20 protein-coding genes are annotated in these 21265 nt (G+C 73.1%); 14 read left to right on the top strand and 6 right to left on the bottom strand.

All coding sequences use genetic code 11. The features are described 5' to 3' along the window. The first annotated feature begins 39 nt into the window (after nt 1-39). Entirely contained in the window at nt 40-636 is a 597-nt protein-coding gene (locus PVK37_RS02845) for an NADH-quinone oxidoreductase subunit B (protein ID WP_275032116.1), read from the top strand. 1215 nt (nt 637-1851) lie between these two features. Here PVK37_RS02845 and PVK37_RS02840 read toward each other — a convergent pair. Further along, nucleotides 1852-2037, bottom strand: coding sequence for a helix-turn-helix transcriptional regulator (locus PVK37_RS02840; protein ID WP_275032115.1), 186 nt, complete (start codon nt 2035-2037; stop codon nt 1852-1854). Nucleotides 2038-2300: 263 nt separating this feature from the next. On the opposite strand from PVK37_RS02840, the gene PVK37_RS31790 reads away from it, so the two are divergent. After that, nucleotides 2301-2894, top strand: a complete 594-nt coding sequence (locus PVK37_RS31790) for a hypothetical protein (protein WP_423790987.1) — start codon at nt 2301-2303, stop codon at nt 2892-2894. A 37-nt stretch (nt 2895-2931) separates the two neighbouring features. Next, nucleotides 2932-4248, top strand: a complete 1317-nt coding sequence (locus PVK37_RS02830) for a DUF2252 domain-containing protein (RefSeq protein WP_275032114.1) — start codon at nt 2932-2934, stop codon at nt 4246-4248. A 13-nt stretch (nt 4249-4261) separates the two neighbouring features. On the opposite strand, the gene PVK37_RS02825 is transcribed toward PVK37_RS02830, so the two are convergent. Next, nucleotides 4262-5308 (bottom strand): glucose 1-dehydrogenase, encoded by a 1047-nt coding sequence (locus PVK37_RS02825; protein WP_275032113.1) that lies wholly within the window; start codon nt 5306-5308, stop codon nt 4262-4264. 293 nt (nt 5309-5601) lie between these two features. Here PVK37_RS02825 and PVK37_RS02820 point away from each other — a divergent pair, with 293 nt between their 5' ends. Then, entirely contained in the window at nt 5602-6354 is a 753-nt protein-coding gene (locus tag PVK37_RS02820; RefSeq protein ID WP_423790986.1) for an NADH-quinone oxidoreductase subunit C, read from the top strand. Then, nucleotides 6354-7316, top strand: a complete 963-nt coding sequence (locus tag PVK37_RS02815; protein WP_275032111.1) for a complex I subunit 1/NuoH family protein — start codon at nt 6354-6356, stop codon at nt 7314-7316. The genes PVK37_RS02820 and PVK37_RS02815 overlap by 1 nt, the downstream gene beginning before the upstream one ends. A 41-nt stretch (nt 7317-7357) precedes the next feature. Here the strand turns inward: PVK37_RS02815 and PVK37_RS02810 are convergent, their stop codons facing one another. From PVK37_RS02810 to PVK37_RS02800, 3 genes are all read right to left on the bottom strand, one after another. After that, the gene (locus PVK37_RS02810) at nt 7358-8620 is read right to left on the bottom strand and encodes a S8 family peptidase (RefSeq protein WP_275032110.1); all 1263 of its coding nucleotides are present in this window, start codon (nt 8618-8620) and stop codon (nt 7358-7360) included. 222 nt (nt 8621-8842) lie between these two features. Then, a complete protein-coding gene (locus PVK37_RS02805; RefSeq protein WP_423791047.1) occupies nt 8843-9925 on the bottom strand; it encodes a glutathione S-transferase family protein in 1083 nt (360 codons plus the stop codon). A gap of 93 nt (nt 9926-10018) precedes the next feature. After that, nucleotides 10019-10744 carry a CPBP family intramembrane glutamic endopeptidase gene (locus tag PVK37_RS02800; protein ID WP_275032108.1) on the bottom strand — a complete coding sequence of 242 codons (726 nt, stop codon included), beginning with the start codon at nt 10742-10744 and terminating at the stop codon, nt 10019-10021. Between the two features lie 61 nt (nt 10745-10805). Between PVK37_RS02800 and PVK37_RS02795 the strand changes: the two genes are divergently transcribed. Continuing rightward, a complete protein-coding gene (locus PVK37_RS02795; RefSeq protein ID WP_275032107.1) occupies nt 10806-11399 on the top strand; it encodes a TetR/AcrR family transcriptional regulator in 594 nt (197 codons plus the stop codon). A gap of 108 nt (nt 11400-11507) precedes the next feature. Here the strand turns inward: PVK37_RS02795 and PVK37_RS02790 are convergent, their stop codons facing one another. Further along, complete coding sequence (locus tag PVK37_RS02790) at nt 11508-12203, bottom strand: Uma2 family endonuclease (protein WP_275032106.1); 696 nt, start codon at nt 12201-12203, stop codon at nt 11508-11510. 24 nt (nt 12204-12227) lie between these two features. Here PVK37_RS02790 and PVK37_RS02785 point away from each other — a divergent pair, with 24 nt between their 5' ends. The 8 genes from PVK37_RS02785 to PVK37_RS02750 all read left to right on the top strand — a co-directional run bounded on the left by PVK37_RS02785 (nt 12228) and on the right by PVK37_RS02750 (nt 21252). Further along, nucleotides 12228-12815: a NuoI/complex I 23 kDa subunit family protein gene (locus PVK37_RS02785; RefSeq protein ID WP_275032105.1), complete on the top strand. Its 588-nt coding sequence runs from the start codon at nt 12228-12230 to the stop codon at nt 12813-12815. Continuing rightward, complete coding sequence (locus tag PVK37_RS02780) at nt 12812-13336, top strand: NADH-quinone oxidoreductase subunit J family protein (protein ID WP_275032104.1); 525 nt, start codon at nt 12812-12814, stop codon at nt 13334-13336. The genes PVK37_RS02785 and PVK37_RS02780 overlap by 4 nt, the downstream gene beginning before the upstream one ends. Beyond that, nucleotides 13333-13710, top strand: coding sequence for an NADH-quinone oxidoreductase subunit NuoK (gene nuoK / locus PVK37_RS02775; RefSeq protein WP_275032102.1), 378 nt, complete (start codon nt 13333-13335; stop codon nt 13708-13710). The genes PVK37_RS02780 and nuoK overlap by 4 nt, the downstream gene beginning before the upstream one ends. Then, a complete protein-coding gene (locus tag PVK37_RS02770; protein ID WP_275032101.1) occupies nt 13707-15623 on the top strand; it encodes an NADH-quinone oxidoreductase subunit 5 family protein in 1917 nt (638 codons plus the stop codon). Before nuoK ends, PVK37_RS02770 begins: the two co-directional genes overlap by 4 nt. Before the next feature lie 88 nt (nt 15624-15711). Then, nucleotides 15712-17274: a complex I subunit 4 family protein gene (locus tag PVK37_RS02765; protein WP_275032100.1), complete on the top strand. Its 1563-nt coding sequence runs from the start codon at nt 15712-15714 to the stop codon at nt 17272-17274. After that, nucleotides 17271-18740, top strand: coding sequence for an NADH-quinone oxidoreductase subunit N (locus PVK37_RS02760; protein WP_275032099.1), 1470 nt, complete (start codon nt 17271-17273; stop codon nt 18738-18740). Before PVK37_RS02765 ends, PVK37_RS02760 begins: the two co-directional genes overlap by 4 nt. A gap of 189 nt (nt 18741-18929) precedes the next feature. Beyond that, nucleotides 18930-19808, top strand: coding sequence for a zinc metalloprotease HtpX (gene htpX / locus PVK37_RS02755; protein ID WP_275032098.1), 879 nt, complete (start codon nt 18930-18932; stop codon nt 19806-19808). 175 nt (nt 19809-19983) lie between these two features. After that, nucleotides 19984-21252 (top strand): MFS transporter, encoded by a 1269-nt coding sequence (locus tag PVK37_RS02750; RefSeq protein ID WP_275032097.1) that lies wholly within the window; start codon nt 19984-19986, stop codon nt 21250-21252. Nucleotides 21253-21265 lie beyond the last annotated feature (13 nt).

Raw genomic sequence — 21265 nt, 5'->3', positions numbered from 1 at the left:
TGGTTGACTGTCGGTTCGGGGACACGGGAGGAGGCCGGGGTGCAGTTGCCGGGAGTGCTCGGCGAGCCGATCCGGTTCGTGCTCAACTGGGGCCGCCGCTACTCGCTCTGGGTCTTCAACTTCGGGCTGGCCTGCTGCGCGATCGAGTTCATCGCCACCAGCATGGGCCGGCACGACTTCATCCGGCTGGGCGTGATCCCGTTCGCGCACGGCCCCCGCCAGGCCGACCTGATGGTGGTCTCGGGCACCGTCACCGACAAGATGGCCCCGGCGATCAAGCGGCTCTACGACCAGATGCCCGAGCCCAAGTACGTGATCTCCTTCGGGGCCTGCTCCAACTGCGGCGGCCCGTACTGGGACTCGTACTCGGTGACCAAGGGCGTGGACCAACTCATCCCGGTCGACGTGTACGTGCCCGGCTGCCCGCCCCGGCCGGAGGCGCTGCTGCACGGCATCCTCCGCCTCCAGGAGAAGATCGCCGCCGAGCAGTCGGGCATCGGCGGGGTGTCCCGCCCGGACCCGCTGGCCTCCCCGGTCGATTCCCTCCCGCCGGGCGCCGCGCCGCGACCGGTCGAGTCGCTCACCGCACCGCCGGTACGCCCCCCCGGCCGAGCGCCGCACCCCTTGACCACCTGATCGGCCTGGTATCACCGAGCTCGCCGAACTGGGACAAGATCGGCCGCTGGCGGAGGACTCCCGAGGTCTGCGCCTTCAGGCGCAGGCGAAGGAGCTCGTTAAGTCCAGGGTGAGGGCTCAGTCAGGACGCGGGCGGCAACGCCACAACTGTGGACGCGACTTTTCCCTGCGTTGTCGGCGTGTCGTCCAAGACGAGGAGGAGTGTGTCTAGCCGTTCCCGTAACGTCATTCCTCGGTGCTGCTGCGCCTGACGCTTACCTCCAGCGCCCCATGTTCCGGGGCCATCCGCGGTGCTCCGGACCGTCCGGGGGCCACTTGGAGGGAAAGTGCAGGAGCAGGAGGGGCAAGAGCCGGTACGGCCGGTCCCGCGAGTGGTGCGGGTGTGGCGTATCGCGGGCCCCGCGCTGGAGTTGGTCGCCTTGATGGCGGCTTATCAACAGCGCGAGGGCCTCGCCATAGCGGCAAAGGCCCTCGCAGTGCTGGGACAGTCGGCGACGGTCTGGTTGGTAGCCCGTTCTCGTCGCTGATGTCCACCGGGGGCGGGAAGTTTGACTTCCCGCCCCTTCTGGTTACCCAGAGTTATGATGTTGATGACCAAGCGCTAGCTACATGGCCGCTAGCTACATGGCACCGTCACGAAGTTACGACAGTCGTGGGCACAAGACGCGACGCCGCGCCAAGGCTGCGTTGACTAATTCCAACGCAAAGCGTAGACCGTGAGTATGGGCTTTCCGGTCATCTCTTGAGGAAAGCCTGCGCGTCATCATCACGAGGAGTAAGCGTCCGCGGCCTGCTTGCATGTGCCATCCAGCCACCCTGGACGAGTAAGCACTGAGGTCCTGTCCCACGGATCCTGTGCTGCGGGTCATCCGGAACGGGCTGGGCGTCGCGGCGGCGTTCTGGGTGGCTCAGGTGGACGACACGCCGTACGGATTACACCTCAGGCAGCCACCAACGGTCGTGCTGTCACCGGGTCCCCGATCCCGGAGCAGCCGGATCGCGCCGCCCGGTCCCGGACAGCATGCGGCTCCGGACAGCGTGCGGGTCCCGGGAGTCGCGGCCGCCCCCGCACGGCCATGCGTGCTCGACGAGCAGTAGGTGCCCTCGCGCTCGGCCAGCCAACGGTCCAGTTCGGCCCAGCAGTCCAGTGCAGCGGACACGTAGCCGTGTCGGCGATGATCAGCAGTCCCGGGCGGTCGGGAGCGCGGGGACGGGTCAGGTGGGCTCGTCGTCGGCGAGGTGGCGGTTGCGTCGGGCCGCGTACGCCCGGACCTCGGCGGCGTCCCAGCTGCGGCCGACGGTGAGGGTGTCGATCGGGGCGGGGAAGTCGGGGCGGTCCACCAGGATCGCGGCGCGTTGACGCGAGACGCCCAGGTGGGCGGCGACTTCGGAGAGTGCCACCACGTGCACGGTCGCAGCCTCCGGCGACCGGGGGTTGGCGACCTGTCAACCGAGGGGTTGACCACCTGTCAACGGCGGGGCCACGAGTCTGCGGCCATGGTCTTCCGACGTGTACCCAGACCCGTGCCGTTCGCTCCTCGGCACCGGCGGACGTGGTGGTCGTGGTGGCGGCGTTGCTCGTGTGGCCTGCCGGCACCCTGCCCGGACCGGTTCACGTCGAGGGCGGTCGGACTGCGCCCGTACCGGCCGAGGAACGGGGGCCGGTGGTGACGGCGGAACGGCCGATCCGGGGCGGTGACCTGCTGCACCTCACCCGCGCGGCGAGTGTGCAGTTCGTCCGCCCGATCGTGGTACGGGTGATCCGGCACCTGGCCGACCGGCCCGCGTACGACGGTTGGGCCTGGATCGAGGCGTACGAGCTGGACGCCCGGGGCGAGGCGGTCGCCAAGCGTGAGCTGTTCGTGTGGCGCGCGGGGCTGCGGTGGCTCGCCACCCCGCCCGTGCCGGCGGCCCGCCGCCCGGTCCGGGGCGCTCACGACGCGCGGACGCCCGGTTCCCGGGAACGGGGCTCACCGATGCCCGGCTCCCAGCGGGGCTGGCAGGTGCCCGCGATGAGGTTCCGGGAGCATCTGCCGTCCCGCCCGACCTGGCGTTGCCGGGCCTGCGGGATCGCCTGGCCCTGCTCGCCGGCGAAGCTGCGGCTGCTCGGCGAGTTCCGGGGCGACCGGGCGGCGTTGGCGCTGCGTCTGGCCGCGCTCCAGGCGGAGGCCGTCGAGCAGCTCGCCCAGCTCGACGGGGGTACGCCGACCGTCGACCTGGCCGACCGTTTCGTCGGTTGGGTCCACCCACGGGGGTAGTCGGAGGCGTGGCGGGCGGCGGCTAACCTTGCCGGCCATGAACCACACTGCGGACCGCCGCTCCGCCCACATCGTCGACGTCCTGATCAAGGAGTTCGGGGAGTCGATGGCCCTCGACCCGGCGGCCTTTCGTCGTAAGTTCCGCAAGATGGCGGCCACCCCGTTCGCCTTCTACCGGGGCAGCGCATCCCTGTTCTACGCCGACCAGCGCGGCGAGTACGCCGACGACCGGTTCCTCGACGAGCGGACCAGCCGGGTGTGGATCCACGGCGACCTGCACGCCGAGAATTTCGGCACCTACATGAACGCCTCCGGGCAGCTGGTGTTCAACGTCAACGACTTCGACGAGGCGTACGTCGGCCCGTTCTCCTGGGACCTGAAGCGGTTCGTGGCGAGCGTGGCGCTGATCGGGTACGCCAAGGCCCTCTCCGACCGGGTGATCAGCGACCTGGTGGAGACCTTCGCCACCGCGTACCTGACCGAGCTGCGCGCCATCGCCCACGGCGGTGACGACGCGATCGGCTCGATCACCCTGGACAACGCGGACGGGGTGCTGCGGCAGGTACTCCAGCAGGCCCGGCTGAACACCCGGGTCGACCTGCTCGCCGCGCAGACGACCGTCGACAACTACGAGCGCCGGTTCTCCCTCGGCGACGGCGTGTACGAGGTCGACGACGCCACCCGGGCGGCGGTGTGCGAGGCGTTCGGCCGGTACCTGGACACCCTGCCGCCGTCCAGTGCCCGGCTGCGTCCGGTCTCCGCGCACGTCAAGGACGTGGTGCTGCGTAAGGGGGTGGGTATCGGTTCGGCCGGGCTGCCGTCGTACAACCTCCTGCTGGAGGGGCACACCCAGGCGCTGGAGAACGACGTGGTCATCTACATGAAGCAGGCCCAGGTGCCCGCGGTGGCCCGGCACATCGAGGACGAGCGGGTCCGTGGCTACTTCCGGCACCAGGGTCACCGTACGGCGGAGTCGCAGCGGGCGTTGCAGGCGCACGCCGACCCGTGGCTGGGCTTCACCGAGCTGAACGGGGTGGGCCAGCTCGTCGCCGAGGTGTCCCCGTACGCCGCCGACCTGGACTGGGCCGACGTCAACGAGCCGGAGGAGCTGGCCGGGGTGGTCGGCGACCTGGGTCGGGCAGTGGCCCGGATGCACTCGGTGGCCGACGACGAGTCCAGCCACGACCTGGTCGACTACTCCACCGAGGAGGCGATCGTCGCGGCGGTGGACGCCGACCCGGAGGGCTTCGTGACGTACCTGGTGGAGTTCGCCCACGGGTACGGCCTCCAGGCCCGGCGGGACCATCAGCTCTTCGTGGACCTGTTCCGCAACGGCGAGCTGCCCGGCCTGTAGCCCCTGCCCCCGTTCAGCGGGCGAACTCCAGCACCACCTTGATGTCCTCCCCGGTGGGGGTGTACGCCTCGGGGTACGCCTCCACCGGCACCCGCCGGGTGATCAGGCTGCCCAGCCAGTCGGGGTCGGCCCGGCCGAGCGCGGCGGCGGCCAGCTCCCAGTGCCGGCGGTTGGCGTTCACCGACCCGAAGACGACGTTGTTCTCCAGCACCAGGGCCCGGTTGAGTGCCCCGGCGTCGAAGTCGATGGTGCGGCCACCGCTGGACACCCCGGTCAGGCAGACGATGCCGTTGTGTCCGGCTTTGCACATCACCTCCAGCACCACGGCGGGTGCGCCGGTGCACTCCAGGGTGATGTCCGGTTCGAAGTCCAGTTCGCCGACCGTGCCGGTGTGGTACGTCGCGCCGAGTGCCGCCACCAGCGCCGGTTTCGGTCCGGTGGGGGTGCGGTCCAGCACGTGCACGGTCAGCCCGCGTTGGCTGGCGACCAGCGCGGCGAGCAGGCCGATCGGCCCGGCCCCGGCGACCAGTACGCTCTGCGGCTGCCACTCGGCGCGTTGGCCGATCCGGTCGATGTGGTCCCACGCCTTGGCGACCACGCTGGCCGGTTCGAGGAGCACCCCCACGTCGGCGAGGTCCGGTTCCAGTCCGACGGCGAACTTCGGCGGGATCCGCCACCGGTCCCGGGCGAAGCCGGGGAGCGCCTTGATGCCGTGTTCGGTGTAGCGGCCGTTGCGGCACATGTCCCATTCGTCGACCGCGCAGTTGGTGCACGGTACCGGGTCGGGGTGCCGGACGATGCCCGCCACCAGGTCGCCGGGTTGCAGGGTGCCGGTGGGGTCCTCCAGCACCCGGCCCAGCGACTCGTGCCCGATGACCAGGGCGTCGGCACCGGGCGGCGTCTCGCCGTACTCGCCGGCGATGATCTCGTGGTCGGTGCCGCAGATCCCCACGGCCAGCGATTCGACCAGGACCGCGCCCTCCTCGGGGTGCGGCTCCGGCCAGTCCCGGTCCAGCCGCAACGACCCCGCCACCCCCGCTGTCACCACAATCGCCCGCACCCTCCCGATCCTCCCCGCTCACCCCACCCCCCACACCGCCTTACCCCTGTTGATCATGAAGTTGTTGTCACGACACGCCGGCCCGAGCCGCACCAACTTCATGATCGACGGGATGCCGAGGGGGAGCGCGGGGCCGGGAGGGCCATAGGATCGGGGGCATGGAGGCGGAGGGGGTCGGGGGACGGCTGGTTGCGCTGGTTGCCGGCGGTGTGGGCGTTGCCGATGGCGTGGGCGTTGCCGGCGGCGTGCGGGGGGAAGCCGGTGTGGACGGCGCGGCGGGAGAGGCTGGGGCGGTGACGGCGACGGTGTCGGGCGGTCAGGCGTACGCGCGGGCGACCGTGGACGTGCCGGTCGCCCGCTGGCGGGACGCGGTCCGGGCCGCCCGGGACGACACCGAGCTGGCCTGCGACTTCTTCGACTGGCTCTCCGCCGTGGACGAGCTCGACAGCGGCTTCGACATCGTCGCGCACCTCTGGTCCACCAGGCACCGGCACGGGCTGCTGCTGCGCACCCGGGTGCCCCGGGACCGGGCCGAGGTGCCGTCCGTGGTGGACCTGTACCCGGGCGCGGCCTGGCACGAGCGCGAGACGTACGAGATGTTCGGCATCGGGTTCACCGGGCACGACAGCCTCCGCCCGTTGCTGCTGCCGCCCGAGTTCGAGGGGAACCCGCTGCGCAAGGAGTTCGTCCTCGCCTCCCGGGTGGCGAAGCCGTGGCCGGGCGCGAAGGAACCGGGCGAGTCGGAGGCCGGTGGCGGTCGCCGCCCGATCCGGCCGCCGGGGGTGCCCGCGCCGGGTGAGTGGGGCACGGTACCCACCCCGGCCGGTGCCGCCGGAGCCGGAGAGGGGCCACGCGGCGGCGCCCCCGCCCGCCCGGCCCGCCCGCCCCGGGTGCCCGGCGAGCGCCCGGCCCGTCCGTCGGGTGAGCGTCCGCCCCGGGTGCCCGGCGAGCGCCCGGTCCGTCCGTCCGGCAAGCAGCCCGGGTCGTCGGCCGCTGACGCCGGTGAACAGCCCGGGGCGGCGGCCGCCGACGGGGGTACGTCCTGATGCCGCTCTGGCTGGAGCTGACCGTCCGGGTGGTCGGGGTGTTGGTGGCCTTCCTGACCCTGCCGCTGATCGTCGGGCAGGTCGAGCACAAGGTGATGGCGCACATGCAGGGGCGGCTCGGCCCGATGTACGCCGGCGGGTTCCACGGCTGGGCGCAGCTCATCGCGGACGGGGTCAAGTTCGTCCAGAAGGAGGACGTCACCCCGCGCGAGGCGGACCGGCAGGTGTTCCGGCTGGCCCCGGCGGTGGCGCTGGTGCCGTACCTGCTCGCCCTGCTGGTGATCCCGCTCGGGCCGGGTGACCTGGTCGGTCAGCCGCTGGACATCGGGCTGTTCTTCGTCCTCGCCGTGGTCGGGGTCGGCGTGGTGGCGGTGCTGATGTCCGCCTGGGCGTCGGCCAACAAGTACAGCCTCCTCGGTGGCCTGCGCGGGGCGGCCCAGTTGCTCGGGTACGAGCTGCCGCTGGTGCTGGCCGCCGCGTCGGTGGCGATGGCGGCCGGGACGCTCAGCCTGTCCGGGATCGTCGAGGCGTGGCGGCCGTGGTGGCTGCTCTGGCAGGCCCCGGCCATGCTGGTCTTCTTCGTCGCCGGGCTGGCCGAGATCCGGCGGCCCCCGTTCGACATGCCGGTGGCCGACTCCGAGCTGGTGTTCGGGTACATGACCGAGTACACCGGCCTGCGGTTCGCCTTCTTCCTGCTCGCCGAGTACGTCGGCATCGTGGTGATCGCCGCGTTGACCACCGTGCTGTTCCTCGGTGGCTGGCAGGGGCCGTTCGGCGACGAGTACCTGGGCTGGCTCTGGACCCTGCTGAAGGTGTTCGCCGTCTCGTTCGTGATCATCTGGCTGCGGGTGTCGTACCCCCGGCTACGGGAGGACCAGCTCCAGCGGCTGTGCTGGCTGGTCCTGGTCCCCGCCGCGCTCGCCCAGCTCGTCCTCACCGCCGCCGTGCGGGTGGCGGTGTGACGGCGGAGGGGCCCCGGGACGACCGGGACCCCTCCTGACGGTCACGGGGCGGCGTAGAGCAGCCGGTTCGGCGAGCCGGGGCCCGGGTTGACCACGACGCCGGTGGTGGCGGCGGCGATCAGGGCGCTCTTGGCCTGGGCCAGCGTGGCGGTGGGGAACTGCTGGCGGTAGCGGGCCACCCAGCCGCTGACGTGCGGTGCCGCCATCGAGGTGCCGGACCAGCCGGGGGCGGACGCGGTGTTCGAGGCGATGCCGGCGGAGGTGATGTTCACCCCGGGGGCGAAGATGTCGACGCAGGTGCCGTAGCTGGAGAACGACGCCCGGTTGTCGGCGCTGTCGGTGGCGGCGACGGTGATGCCCCGGGACGAGCGGGGTCCGTTGGTGCAGGCGTCGGTGTTGAAGTTGTTGGCGATGAAGACGGTGTGCACCCCGGTGTTGATCAGGTTCTCCACGGCGGTGTTGGGGGTGGTGCCGTAGCCCTGGAGGCTGAAGTTCGCCACCGAGACCGGGTCGCGGTTGGCGGCGATCCAGTCGATGCCCTCGATCAGGTCCGACGTCCAGCCGCTGTTGTCGCACTGGAGGACGCGTACCGCCTTGATGGTCACGGACTTGGCGACCCCGTAGGTCGCGCCGCCGATGGTGCCGGCCACGTGGGTGCCGTGGCCGTGGCAGTCGTTCGTGCCGTTGCCGTCGCCGACGGCGTCGTAGACCCCGCTGGCCCGGCCGCCGAAGTCGACGTGGCTGGCCCGGATGCCCGAGTCGACCACGTACACGGTGACGCCGGAGCCGGTGGTGGTGTACCCGAAGCTGTTGTTCAGCGGCAGGTAGCGCTGGTCGATCCGGTCCAGCCCCCACGACGGCGGGTTCGGCTGGGTGGCCTGCGTCGACACGTCGCTGGTCAGCCCGCCCCGGATCCGGGTGTCCCGCTCGACGTACGCGACGGCGGGGTCGTTGCGTACCGCGGCCAGGGCGGCCGGCGGCAGGTGGGCCGCGTACCCGTCGAGGACCTGGGTGTAGCGGGTGGTGACCGTGCCGCCGGCCCGTTCGGCGAGGGCGGCGGCCCGGGTGGTGCGGGCGGTGCGTGCGCTGCGGTCGGTGCCGGTCGGCGCGTCGGAGAGCACCACGATGTACCGGTCCGGCGCGACCTCCGGCCCGCCGGCCCGCAATGGGGCGGGGGCCGGCCGGTCCGGGGCCGCCGCGTCCGGGGCTGCCGCCGCCGGTACGGCGACCGCGGCGACGAGCGCCCCGGCGACCATGCCGGCCAGTACGCCTCGACGGACCGTTCTGCCACCTGGCTTCCGCAAGGTTCCCTCCTCGATGATCGTCCACAGTGGACACTGTGGTCGGACGTCCGCCCGGCTGGTTCCGGCGCGAAACGCCACTAATTCGATCAGATTCGATTGAAGGCTACGTTAAGCGGTGAAGAATGTCGATGAATCCGCGGCGTCTCCGGGGCGTCGGTCAGGAGGCCCCCGCCCCGGTCCGGCAGCGGATCGGGGCGGGGAACTCCTGGTCGACGGGGTGGCTCAGCGCAGCGGAGTGTGGGCCGGGTCGACCCGCTCGGCCGCTGGCGGAGGCGGCGGGGGAGTGCCGTCGCCGAAGGGGCGACCGCCGAGCTCCTCCCGGCCGTGCGGGGTCAACCAGTTCGACAGGTCCGGACCGAGCGGAACGATCCCGGTCGGGTTGATGTCCCGGTGCACCTCGTAGTAGTGCCGCTTGATGTGGTCGAAGTCGATGGTGTCGCCGAACCCGGGGGTCTGGAACAGGTCCCGCGCGTACGCCCACAGCACCGGCATCTCGGTCAGCTTCTGCCGGTTGCACTTGAAGTGCCCGTGGTAGACCGGGTCGAACCGGACCAGCGTGGTGAACAGCCGGACGTCCGCCTCGGTGATCGTGTCACCGACCAGGTACCGCTGCCCGGCCAGCCGGTCGCCCAGCCAGTCCAACCGCTCGAACAACCGGTGGTACGCCCTCCCGTACGCCTCCTGGCTGCCGGCGAAACCGCACCGGTAGACCCCGTTGTTCACGTCCTTGAACACCAGGGCGTTGACCTCGTCGATCTCCGTCCGTAGGTGCTCCGGGTACAGCGCGGGCGCGCCCGGACGGTGGTAGGCGGTCCACTCGGTCGACAGGTCCAGGCTCATCTGCGCGTAGTCGTTGGTGACCACCTGGCCGGTCGGCACGTCCACGATCGCCGGCACCGTGATGCCCCGGTCGTAGCCGGGGAAGCGCCGGAAGTACGCCTCGGCCAGCCGCTCGATGCCGAGCACCGGGTCCCGACCGTCCGGGTCCAGGTCGAACGTCCAGCTCCGCTTGTCGTGGGTGGGGCCGGCCACCGCCATCGAGATGGCGTCCTCCAGCCCGAGCAGCCGCCGGACGATGATCAGCCGGTTGGCCCACGGGCAGGCCCGGCTCACCGCCAGCCGGTACCGGCCGGGCTCCACCGGGTACCCGTCCCGCCCGTCCCCGGTGATCCGGGTGGCGATGTACCGCTGGTCGCGGGTGAACTCGCCGCCCGGCTCGACGTACTTGCCCCCGGTGCGCTCCAGCACCTCGTCGTCGCTCACGTCGCCCCCTCGCGGTCGTGTCAGCTCGCCTGCCGTCCCCATCATGGCCGATCACCGGCGGCCCGGCCCGGTGGCTGCTCAGCCGGGTGGTGGGCGGCTGAGCCGGGTGGCTGGGCCGGTGAGCCGGGCGGCTGCTCAGCCGGCCTGGGCGAGGAAGGCCAGCGCGACCAGGGTTCCGTTGCTGACCGTGTGCGCCAGGATCGGCACCCAGAGGTTGCGGTACCGGTGCAGCAGCCAGGCGAAGAGCAGCCCGGCGACCAGCGCGCTGATGGTGTTGAACACCCGGGGCAGGTGCATCAGCGCGAAGAGCCCGGCGGAGACGGTGATCGCGGTGACCGCCGGTAGCCGGGCGGCCAGCCCCTGGAAGAAGACGCCCCGGTAGAGGACCTCCTCGTACACCGGGGAGGCGATGGCCCCGAAGAAGAACGCGAAGGTGAACTGGGCGAGCAGGCCGCCGGGCGGGTAGCCGCCCTCACCGCCGCCGTCGGCGGTCAGCGCCGTCGGCAGGACGAGGAGCAGCCCGAGGGTGACGGCGGCCTTCGCCAGACCCCATCCGGTCGCCGCGCGGAGCTGCCCGGCGCGGGGCCGGTGCAGCAGCAGCGGTCCGCGTACGGCACCGAAGCGGTGGTACGTGACGAGCAGGCCCACCGCCAGCTGGGTGCCGTTGATCACGAGCCAGGCGACGGTGGTGGCGGCGAGGTCGGAGGCGCCGAGCAGGGCCGGCCCCCGGGCGAGGAGGTCGGCCACCGGGGCATTGGCCAGGCCGAGACCGACGGCGAGCACGATCGCCAGGTCCAGCCAGGTGAATCGGGCCGGCGGGGCGGGGCGGGCGGGACGTTCCAGGGTCGGCTGCGGGTTCATCGCGACGAGATTAGTCTGCTGACCTATTTAGGTCAAGCGACCGATAACGTACCATCACCCGATGCCGAAGGTCGTGGATCACGAGGAACGTCGACGGCGGCTCGGAGCCGCCGCGTGTGTCGTGCTGAGCCGGGCCGGGGTGGCCGGCACCACCGTGCGGGCCGTCGCGGCCGAGGCGGGGATGCCGCTGGCCACCGCCCAGCACTACCTGCCGACCCGGGAACTGATGGTCCGCGCCGCCCTGGCCCACCTGGCGGACCGGGTCGTCCGGCGGGCCCGGCGGATCCCGGCGACCGAAGTGGGTGCCCTGGAGACGCTGCGCCGCGCCGTGCTGGAGCTGGTCCCCCTCGACGCGGAGCGGGTCTTCGAGGCCCGGGTCTGGCTGATGCTGACCGCCGAGGCGCTGATCGACGACCGGATCGGCGAGATCATGCGGGGCAGCGCCGACGAGCTGCGCGGCAACCTGGAACGCCTGGTCGACCTGGCCCGGACCGACGGCGGCCTACCCGCCGGGCTCGACGTGACCCGGGCGGCGGACGGGCTGGCCACCCTGCTGGACGGGCTCACCGTCCGGCTGCTCTACGGTGCCCTCGGGGCCGCTGACGCCCGGTTCGAGGTCGACGCCCATCTCACCCGCCTGGCGTCGCCGCGCTGACCTTCGTCCGGACCGGTCGGCACCGAGCCAGGGGTACCCGACTGGTCGGCACCGAGCCAGGGGCACCCGGCCCGACGGTGGCGCGCCCCGGCGTCGGACGTGCCCCGCTCACCGGCCCCGGGGCATGATCCGGGCGATCGGCAGGTTCACCGGGAACGGCTCCCCGGTGTCGACGACCTTCGTCCAACGCCCGGTCTCGGTGTAGACCTCGTCCACCGGGTCGATCCGGTGGGTGTGCACGACCAATCCGTCGTCGGAGACCTCGACCCGCCAGAAGAACGGGATGCCGGCCTGGGCGTACAGCGCCGGCTTCAGCACCCGGTCGATCGAGCGGGTGCTCGGCGAGACGATCTCGACGACCAGGACCACCTCGTGCGGCCGGTAGTGGGACGGGTTACGGGCGGCGGCCTCGGCAGTGGTGACCAGCACGTCCGGGATGAAGGAGCGGCTCCGGCCGATCCGCACCTCGACGGCCTGGGTCACGTCGTACTCGTCGGGACAGTCGTCCTCGAGCGCCACCGTCAGGCGGGCGGCGATGGTCTGGTGGATCCGGGTGGGGGAGGGGGACACGAGCAGCACTCCATCGAGCAGTTCACGGCGGTGGCCGTCCTCGGGCAGCGCGTCCAGATCGTCGGTCGTCCACCCGCCCTCGGGCGGAAGGTCGCTCTGCAGCGCGGCGGTCATCGGTCGGTCCTTCCAGGTACGGATGCCGGTGCGGTCGTTCTCCCCGCCGTCCACCGTACCGCCGGCAAGTGTGGGGTGGTGGTCGCGCACGCCCGGCGGACCGGGCAGGATGAGCACCATGAGCGAGCGCAGCGAGGCGGCGTCGTGAGCGGGGGCGGGGTGCCCGGCAGCGGTCTGGCCAAGGGGCTGGCGGTCACCTTGAAGACGATGACCCGCCGCACGCACACCCAGCAGTACCCGGACGTGGCCCCCGAACTGCCGCCGCGCTCCCGTGGGGTGATCGCCCTGCTGGAGGAGAACTGCACGGTCTGCATGCTCTGCGCCCGGGAGTGCCCGGACTGGTGCATCTACATCGACTCGCACAAGGAGGAGGTGGCCGTGCCCGGCGCGGCCCGCCCCCGCCAGCGCAACGTCCTCGACCGGTTCGACATCGACTTCTCGCTCTGCATGTACTGCGGCATCTGCGTCGAGGTCTGCCCGTTCGACGCGCTCTACTGGTCGCCGGAGTTCGAGTACGCCGAGTACGACATCAAGGACCTGCTGCACGACAAGGACCACCTCGGGCAGTGGATGGGCACCGTCCCACCGCCGCCCGCGCACGATCCGAACGGCGAGCCCGCCAAGGAGGAGACCACCGCCGCGCGCAAGGCCGCCCTCCCGGCCGGCCCCGCCGCCCGTCCGGCCGCCCCCCGGGTACGCCCCGACGCCGCGACCGGAGGGACGCCCGAGTGACCGGTGCGGACGTGCTGCTGCTCGCGCTCGGCGCGGTGGCGGTCGGCGCGGGTGTCCTGGTGGTGACCACCCGGCACCTGGTCCGTGCCGGGCTCTACCTGGTGGTGTGCCTCGGCGCGCTGGCCGGGATCTACCTCGTCCTCACCGCCGAGCTGGTCGCCTGGGTGCAGGTGCTCATCTACGTCGGCGCGGTGGTGGTGCTGCTGCTGTTCGCGGTGATGTTGACCCGTGCCCCGATCGGCCCGTCCGACGACCTGGACCGGCCCGGTTGGCCGGCCGCCCTGATCGGCGGCGGTACCGGGCTGGGGCTGGCCGTCCTGCTGGTTGACGCGTACCGCTGGTCACGGGTGGACCTGCCGGAGGCGGGCACCGCCGAGCGCCTCGGCACGCAGGTGTTCGCCAGTTGGGTGCTGCCGTTCGAGGTGCTCTCGGTGCTGCTGCTGTCCGCCCTGGTCGGCGCGATCGTGATCAGTCGCCCCGACATCGGTGCCGGGCCGCGACGGGGCGGGGACAGCCGGTGAGGCCGGTCATCCCGTACGTCACCGCCGCCCTGCTGTTCGGGCTCGGCGTCTACGGCGTGCTGCGGCGGCGCAACGCCGTGCTGGTGCTGATGGCGGTCGAGTTGATGTTGAACGCGGTCAACCTGGTCCTGGTCACCGCCGACACCACGGTCCGGGCCACCCTGCCGCACGGCGGGCAGGTGTTCGCGCTGTTCGTGATCGTATTGGCCGCCGCCGAGATCGGGGTGGGGCTGGCGATCGTGCTCCAGCTGTACCGGCTGCGGGCCACCGTGGCCGTGGACGAGATCCCGCTGACCGAACGCCCCGCGGTGGCCGCCGACCCGGAACAGCGCCCCGACCGGACGGACCGGCCCGCCGAGGAGGTCGCCCGGTGAGCGGCGTCACGACCCTCGGCGTACTGCTGCCGGCCGTACCGCTGCTCGCGGGGCTGACCGGGCTGCTGCTGGCACCCTCCCCCCGGGGCCGGGCCGGTGGCGGGGAACGGGCCCGACGGGCCGCGATCGCGCTCGGCGTGGCCGGCGCGGCCGGGGCGCTGGCGCTCGCGGTGGCCCTGCTGGTCGGCCTGGACGCCCCGACCGAGGCCAGCCGGACCTGGATCGAGCTGGGCGACCTGCGGGTCACCCTCGGCGTCCGGTTGGACGGCGCGGCGGCCCTGGTCGCCGTGGCGGTGGCCGCGGTGGCCCTGGCCGTGCAGGTCTACTCGGTGGCCTACCTGCGGCGCGGCCCGCACGACGACGTCGAGGTGGACCACCGCTACCCGCCGTACGCCGCCCAGATCAGCCTGTTCACCGCCGCGATGCTGCTGGTGGTGGTCTCCAGTGACCTGATCCTGCTGCTGGTCGGCTGGGAGGTGATGGGGGTCTGCTCGTACCTGCTCATCGCCCACGACCGGCGGCTGCCCGGGGCGCCGGCCGCCGCGATGAAGGCGTTCCTGGTCACCCGGGTGGGCGACGTGGGATTCCTGCTCGGCATCGCCCTGCTCGGGGTGAGCGCGGGCAGTTTCCGGATCGCCGACGTGCTCGCCCACGACCACGCCACCGGTACGCTCACCGCCGCCTGCCTGCTGCTGCTCGCCGGGGTGGCCGGCAAGAGCGCCCAGTTCCCGCTGCACACCTGGCTGCCGGACGCGATGGCCGGCCCCACCCCGATCTCGGCGCTGATCCACGCCGCGACGATGGTCGCCGCCGGGGTGTACGCGGTCACCCGGCTGTACCCGCTGTTCCTGGCCGCCCCGACCGCGCTGGCGGTGCTCGGCGTCATGGCCGCGGTCACCCTGCTGCTCGGCGCGTTCGCGGCCACCGCCCAGGACGACCTGAAACGCGTCCTGGCCTGGTCGACGGTGTCCCAGCTCGGGTACATGACCGGGGCGCTGGCCGTCGGTTCCACCTCGGCGGCCCTGTTTCACCTGCTCACCCACGCCGCGTTCAAGGCGCTGCTGTTCCTGGCCGCCGGGGCGGTCATCCACGCGGTCGGCACCACGCTGATGTCCGGCATGGGCGGGCTGCGCCGGGACATGCCGGTCACCTTCTGGTGCACCGTGGTCGGGTTGGGCGCGCTGGCCGGGCTGCCGCCGCTGTCCGGCTTCTTCAGCAAGGAGGGCGTGCTCGCGGTCGCCCAGGAGGCGGCGCTGCACGGCACCGGCCCGACGCCGGTCTGGGTGGGTTGGCTGGTCTGGCTGGCCGGGCTGCTCGGCGTCGCGGTCACCGCCTGGTACGCCACCCGGCTGCTGCTGCGCACCTTCCTCGGCCGGCGGCGCGCCGAACTGGCCCACCCGCACGACCCGCCCGCCCTGATGCGCTGGCCGATCCTGCTGCTCGCCGTGCCGGCCGCCCTGCTCGGCCTGGCCGGGTTCTGGCCGGCGTTCGCCGCACGGTTGGCCGCCCCGTCCACCGGGGACCTGGTCCACCTCGGTCCGGAGCTGCTGCTGCCGGTGGCGTTGCTGCTGCTCGGGGCGGGGCTCGCCTGGTCCCGGTGGCGGCGGGACACGGCCGCCGACCCGGCGACCGCGCTGGGTCCGCTGCGGTCGGTGTTCGCGTCCGCGTTCCGGCTCGACGCCGTCCAGCACGCCCTGGTGGTACGCCCGGTCGTCGGGCTGGCCCGGCTGGCGCGTACCGCGGACGAGCGGGTGGTGGACGGCGCGGTGGAGGGCAGCGGACGTGCGGCGACCGGCCTGGGCGGCGGGCTGGCCGCCCTGCACCGGGCGGCGCTGCCCCGGGCGGCCGTGGCGGTGCTGGCCGGTGCCCTGCTGATCGGCCTGGCCGCCGCCCTGCTCGGAGTCGCCGCATGAGGCCCGGCTCGCCCACCCTGTCGGGCCGGATCCACCTGCCCGGCTCGCCCGCCCTGCCCGGCCGGGTTCACCTGTTCGGGGGTGCGGCGTGACGTTCGGTCAGTTCCTGCTGGTCGCGGTGCTGGCGGTGCCGGCGCTCGGCGCGGTCGTGGTCGCCGTGCTGCCGCACGACCGGGCCGCCCGGCTGGTCGGCGTGGCCGTCGCCGCGCTCACCCTGGCCGGCACGGCCCTGCTGGCCACCGGCCCCCGATCCTGGACCGCGTACACCGCCACCGAGCCGGCGGTGCTGCCCTGGCACCGGGTCGACGTGCCCTGGGTACCCGCCCTGGAGTTGCGTTTCCACCTCGGGGTGGACGGCATCTCGTACCCGCTGGTGGTGCTGACCGCCCTGCTCACCCTGCTCTGCTGCGGGTACACCCTGTGGCGGGTGCCCGGCGGCGGATCCGGGCGGGCCCTGGTCGCGCTGCTGCTGGTGATCGAGGTCGGCATCCTCGGCACCTTCCTCGCCCTCGACCTGGTGCTGTTCTTCCTCTTCTTCGAGGTCGTCCTGCTGCCCATGTACGCGGTCATCGCCGGCTGGGGCGGCACCGCCGGCACCGGGATGGCCCGCCGCCACGCGACCTACCAGCCGGTGGACCGGGACGCGGCGCGGGCGGCGGCCCGCAAGTTCGCCCTCTACACCCTGGCCGGCTCGGTGCTGCTGCTGGTCGGCGTGTACGTGGTGGTGTCCGCCGCCGGCACCGCCGACCTCACCACGCTGACCGGCGGCACCGGGCTCTCCCGGGGCACCCAGTTGGCCGCGTTCACCCTGCTCGGGCTGGCCTTCGCGGTGAAGAGTCCACTCTGGCCGCTGCACACCTGGCTGCCCGACGCGCACACCCAGGCACCGACCGTGGGCAGCGTGATCCTGGCCGGGGTGCTGCTCAAGATGGGCACGTACGGGCTGATCCGGGTCGCCGTCGGGGTGGCCCCGGAGGGGGCCCGCTGGGCCGCGCCGGTGCTCGGCGTGCTCGCCGTCGCCGCGATCGTCGTCGGCTCGCTGGTCTGTCTCGCCCAGGACGAGCTGAAACGGCTCATCGCCTACTCCAGCGTCGGGCACATGGGGTTCGTGCTGCTCGGCATCGCCACCCTTACCACCACCGGCATCCAGGCCGCCCTGATCGGCAATGTCGCGCACGGCGTGATCACCGGCCTGCTGTTCTTCCTGGCCGGCGCGGTCAAGGACCGTACCCACACCGGCGCGCTGGCCGACCTGTCCGGGCTGCGGGAGACCGCGCCCCGGCTGGCCGGGCTGCTCGCCTTCGCCGCCGTCGCCTCGCTCGGGCTGCCCGGCCTCGCCGGCTTCTGGGGTGAGGCGTTCGCCGTGGTCGCCGCGATCCAGGTGGGCGGGCCGCTGTGGACCACGCTCGGTGTGCTCGGCGCGGTGGGCGCGGCCCTGACCGCCGCCTACTTCCTGCGCCTGCTGCGCCGGGTCACCCACGGCCGACCCAGTCCGGCGGTGGCCGGCATCACGCCCGGGATCGCCGTCCCGGAGCTGGTCGCGTGGGCCCCGCTGGTGCTGCTCGCCCTGGTGATCGGCCTGGTTCCGGCGCTGGTGCTCGGGGTGGCCGAGACGCCGGTCGCCGCCCTCGTGGAGGTGGTCCGCCCGTGACCAGCGTGGTCCAGTCCGTCGACAATGTGGCGCTGCTGCCGGCGTACCTGGCCGCCGGCACCGCCGTCCTGGTCCTGCTGGCCGACCTGCTGGTGGCCCGCCCCCGGGTCACCGTCGGCACGGCCGCGTCGGGCGCGCTCGCCACCGCCGTCGGCGCGGCGCTGGTCGGGGCCGGCGGCGAGCGGGGCACGTTCTGCGTCCCCGACGGCTGCTCGTACCTCGCCGACGACCGGGCCGGTTTGGTCGGGGTGCTGTTCGCCCTGCTCACCCTCGGGGTGCTGGCGCTGTCCGGCCCGCTGCTGCGGGACGGCCGGGTACCGGTGGGGGAGTACTGCTTCCTCCTCGCCTGCTCGATGACCGGCGGCGTGGTGCTGGGCGCGGCCGGCGACCTGATCACCCTGGTCGTGGCGTTGGAGACCCTCACCCTGCCGCTGTACGTGCTGGTCGGGTTGCGCCGGGGCAGCCGGGCCGGAGCCGAGGCGGCGGTCACCTTCTTCGTGGTCAGCGTGGTGGCGACCTCGGTCACCCTGCTCGGCGCGGCGCTGCTGTACGCGGTCACCGGCCGGCTGCACCTGCGTCCGCTGGGCAGCGCCCTCACCGCCGGCTCCGACCTGCTGGACCTGCCGCTGACCACGGTCGCCGTGACGCTGCTGGTGCTCGGGCTGGCGTTCAAGGTGGCGGCGGTGCCGTTCCACGCCTGGGCGCCGGCCACCTACGACGGCGCGCCGGTGCCGGTGGCCGCGTACCTGTCGACCGCCTCGAAGCTGGGTGGCGTGGTGGCGCTGCTGGCCGTGGTCCAGTACGCGCTGCCGGCCACCGTCACCGGCCCGGTGCTGGCCCTGCTCGCCGTGGCGACCATGACGGTGGGCAACCTGGTGGCGCTGCGGCAGCGCCGGATGGTCCGGCTGCTCGCCTGGTCGTCGGTGGCCCAGGCCGGCTACATCCTGGCCCCGCTGGGCGCGTTGGCGCTGGCCGCCGGGCGCGGGGCCGACGCCCGCACCGCCGCGTACGCCGCCGTCGTCGGGTACGCGGTCTTCTTCGTGCTGCTGGAGTTCGCCGCGTTCGCCGGGGTGGTGGCGTTGCGTCCGGCCGGCGCGGACGGCGGCACCGTCGCCGACTACCGGGGGGCGGCCCGCCGGCACCGCTGGGTCGGGGCGGCGTTCGGGCTGGCCCTGATCGGGCTGGCCGGGCTGCCGCCGGGGCTGGCCGGGCTGTTCGCCAAGGTGACCGTGGTGCGGGCGCTGACCACTGGCGGGGCCGGCTGGCTCGCCCTGGTGGTGGCCCTGAACGCGGTCCTCGGGCTGGCCTACTACCTGCGGGTCACCGCCACCCTGTACGCCCCCGGGGACGCTGCCGGGACGACCGGCACCCGGCCGACCCGGGCGGTGACGGTGGCGCTCGCCGCCGCCACGGCCGTCGCGGTCCTGCTCGGTTTCGCCCCCCAACTGCTGCTCGGGCTGGTGTGAGAAGAGGCACCCTGTTGCCGCTTTCTGCACCGCGACGGCACCCTGCACACACCTGCCGCACCCACTCCCCAGCAACCTCGCGCCCCGCTCCCAGATAACTCTCAGTTATTAGACGGATGGTTGCGGGGTACCGGGTTGTTGTACCGGTCGACGGATCCACTGGTGGGTCCGGGCACCGAAGGAGTGATCGTGCACCACAACCGTCTCAAGACCGCCGCGCTGCTCGGCCTGCTCACCTCGCTGATCCTGGCGGTGGGCTACTGGTTCGGCGGCAGTGGCGGACTGGTCATCGCCGTCGTCGTGTCGTTGCTGATGAACGGGGTCACCTACTTCTACTCCGACAAGCTCGCGTTGCGCTCGATGCGGGCGCAACCGGTCAGCGAGGCACAGTTCCCCGAGCTGTACCGGATGGTGCGTGAGCTGGCCACCGAGGCGCGGCAGCCGATGCCGCGGCTGTACGTGAGCCCCACCGCGCAGCCCAACGCCTTCGCCACCGGCCGCAACCCGCGCAACGCGGCGGTCTGCGTCACCCAGGGCATCGTGGAGATCCTCGACTACCGTGAGTTGCGGGGCGTGATCGGGCACGAGCTGTCCCACGTCTACAACCGGGACATCCTGATCTCCAGCGTGGCGGCCGGTCTGGCCGGCATCATCACCATGCTGGCGAACCTGGCCTTCTTCATCCCGCTCGGCGGCGGGGACGACGAGGACGGCCCGAACCCGGCCGTGCTGCTGCTGACCATCATCCTCGGCCCGATCGCGGCCACGGTGATCCAGTTGGCGATCAGCCGGAGCCGCGAGTTCCAGGCGGACGCGTCCGGCGCCCAGCTCACCCGGGACCCGCTGGCCCTGGCCAGCGCCCTCCGGAAGATCCACATGGGTACCCAGATGCGCCCGCTGCCCGCCCAGGGGCAGCTCACCAGCACCGCGCACCTGATGATCGACAACCCGTTCAAGAAGGGCGGCGGGATCGCCGCACTCTTCTCCACCCACCCGAAGATGGAGGAGCGGGTCCGCCGCCTGGAGCAGATGGCCGCCAACAGCGGCCCGGTGCAGTACCTGCGCTGAACCCGCCCGGCCGGCGACCAGCCGCCTGACCAGTAAGTCCCGTCCGCCCGCGACCATCGTCCGGTCGCGGGCGGACGCGTGTCCGACGTACCGGCCCGGATATGGGCACACCAACACCCGGCCCGCTCGTTGAAGCGGTTAGGTTGACCAGCCGTACCACCCGAGGAGCGCTGCCATGGCCGCACTGCGCCAGTACCAGGCCGTCTGGCGGATCCCCGGCGCGCCGGTGCTGCTGGTCACCGGCATTGTCGGCCGGCTCGGGGTCGGCATGACCCCGCTCGCCCTGCTGCTGCTGGTCGAGGAGACCACCGGACGGTACGCGCTCGCCGCCGTCGCCGGCGGGGTGTATGCGCTGGCCGGGGCCGCGTTCAGCCCGGTGGCCGGCCGGCTCGCCGACCGGATCGGCCCCACCCCGGTGCTCCTCACCACCGCGGTCGCCCACCCGCTCGCCCTGGTCGGCCTGCTGCTGGCCGCCCGTGGCCGGACCGACACCCTGCCCCTGACGTACGTCGCGTCGGGGCTGGCCGGGGCCGCCTACCCGCCGCTGACCGCCGCGATCCGGGGCGCGTGGAACGACCTCACCACGGTCGTCAGCGGCCGGTACCACCTGCGCAACGCCGCGCTGGCGGCGGAGACCACCCTGATGGAGGTGGTCTTCGTCGTCGGTCCGCTGCTGGTGGCCGCGTTCGTGCTGGTCGCCGACGCGGCGGCGGCCCTGGTCGGGGCGGCGCTGGTCACCCTGGTCGGTACCACGGTCATCGCGCTGGGGCGGGTGATGCGGAACTGGCAGCCGCACCCCCGGCACGCGCACGCCCGAGGGCTCGGCCCACTACGGGTCGCCGGGTTCCCGGCGCTGCTGAGCTGCGCCGCCGGGCTCGGGCTCGCGTTCGGCGCGGCCGGGGTGAGCATCCCGGCGTACGCGAGCGCCTGGACCGACACCGACGCGCAGAGCCTGGCCGGGCTGCTGCTGGCCGTCTGGGGGGTGGGCAGCGCGGCCGGCGGCATCTGGTTCGGCACCCGCCGCCCGGCCCGCAACATGACCCGCCTGTTCACCTGGCTGCTCGCCGGGGTGGCGACCAGCTTCCTGGTCTTCGCGCTGATGCCGACGCCGCTGGCGCTCGGCGTGGCCCTGGTGGTCGGCGGGGCCACCATCGCCCCCGCACTGACCCTGGAGAACACCATGGTCGGCCTGGTCATCCCCGCCGGCATGCTCAACGAGGCGTACACCTGGGTGGTCACCATGTCGGTCGGCGCGAGCGCGGCCGGCGGGGCGGTCGCCGGCCTGATCGTCGACCGGGCCGGCGGGGTGCCGTGGGCGTTCGTCTTCGCGGCGGCGGCGGTCACCGTCGTGGCCGGGGTGGCGGGCCGCCCCGGCGGCTCCATCGCCACCGCCGAGACCCGGGCGGTACGCGCCGAGCCCGGCCTCACCGTCGAACCAGCCTGACCGTCGTACTGGC

The organism is Micromonospora cathayae, from assembly GCF_028993575.1.
GTDB classification, from domain to species: Bacteria; Actinomycetota; Actinomycetes; order Mycobacteriales; family Micromonosporaceae; genus Micromonospora; species Micromonospora cathayae.
The sequence above is the reverse complement of the archived record's forward strand: the minus strand, read 5'-3'. Positions and strand labels throughout refer to the sequence as shown.

Excerpts from the sequence above, each read along its gene's own strand:
- PVK37_RS02830 (WP_275032114.1), top strand. The coding sequence starts at position 2,932 with ATGAACCACACTGCGGACCGCCGCTCCGCCCACATCGTCGACGTCCTG.
- PVK37_RS02815 (WP_275032111.1), top strand. The coding sequence starts at position 6,354 with ATGCCGCTCTGGCTGGAGCTGACCGTCCGGGTGGTCGGGGTGTTGGTG.
- PVK37_RS02805 (WP_423791047.1), bottom strand. The coding sequence starts at position 9,925 with ATGGGGACGGCAGGCGAGCTGACACGACCGCGAGGGGGCGACGTGAGC.
- PVK37_RS02800 (WP_275032108.1), bottom strand. The coding sequence starts at position 10,744 with ATGAACCCGCAGCCGACCCTGGAACGTCCCGCCCGCCCCGCCCCGCCG.
- PVK37_RS02795 (WP_275032107.1), top strand. The coding sequence starts at position 10,806 with ATGCCGAAGGTCGTGGATCACGAGGAACGTCGACGGCGGCTCGGAGCC.
- PVK37_RS02790 (WP_275032106.1), bottom strand. The coding sequence starts at position 12,203 with ATGGTGCTCATCCTGCCCGGTCCGCCGGGCGTGCGCGACCACCACCCC.
- PVK37_RS02750 (WP_275032097.1), top strand. The coding sequence starts at position 19,984 with ATGGCCGCACTGCGCCAGTACCAGGCCGTCTGGCGGATCCCCGGCGCG.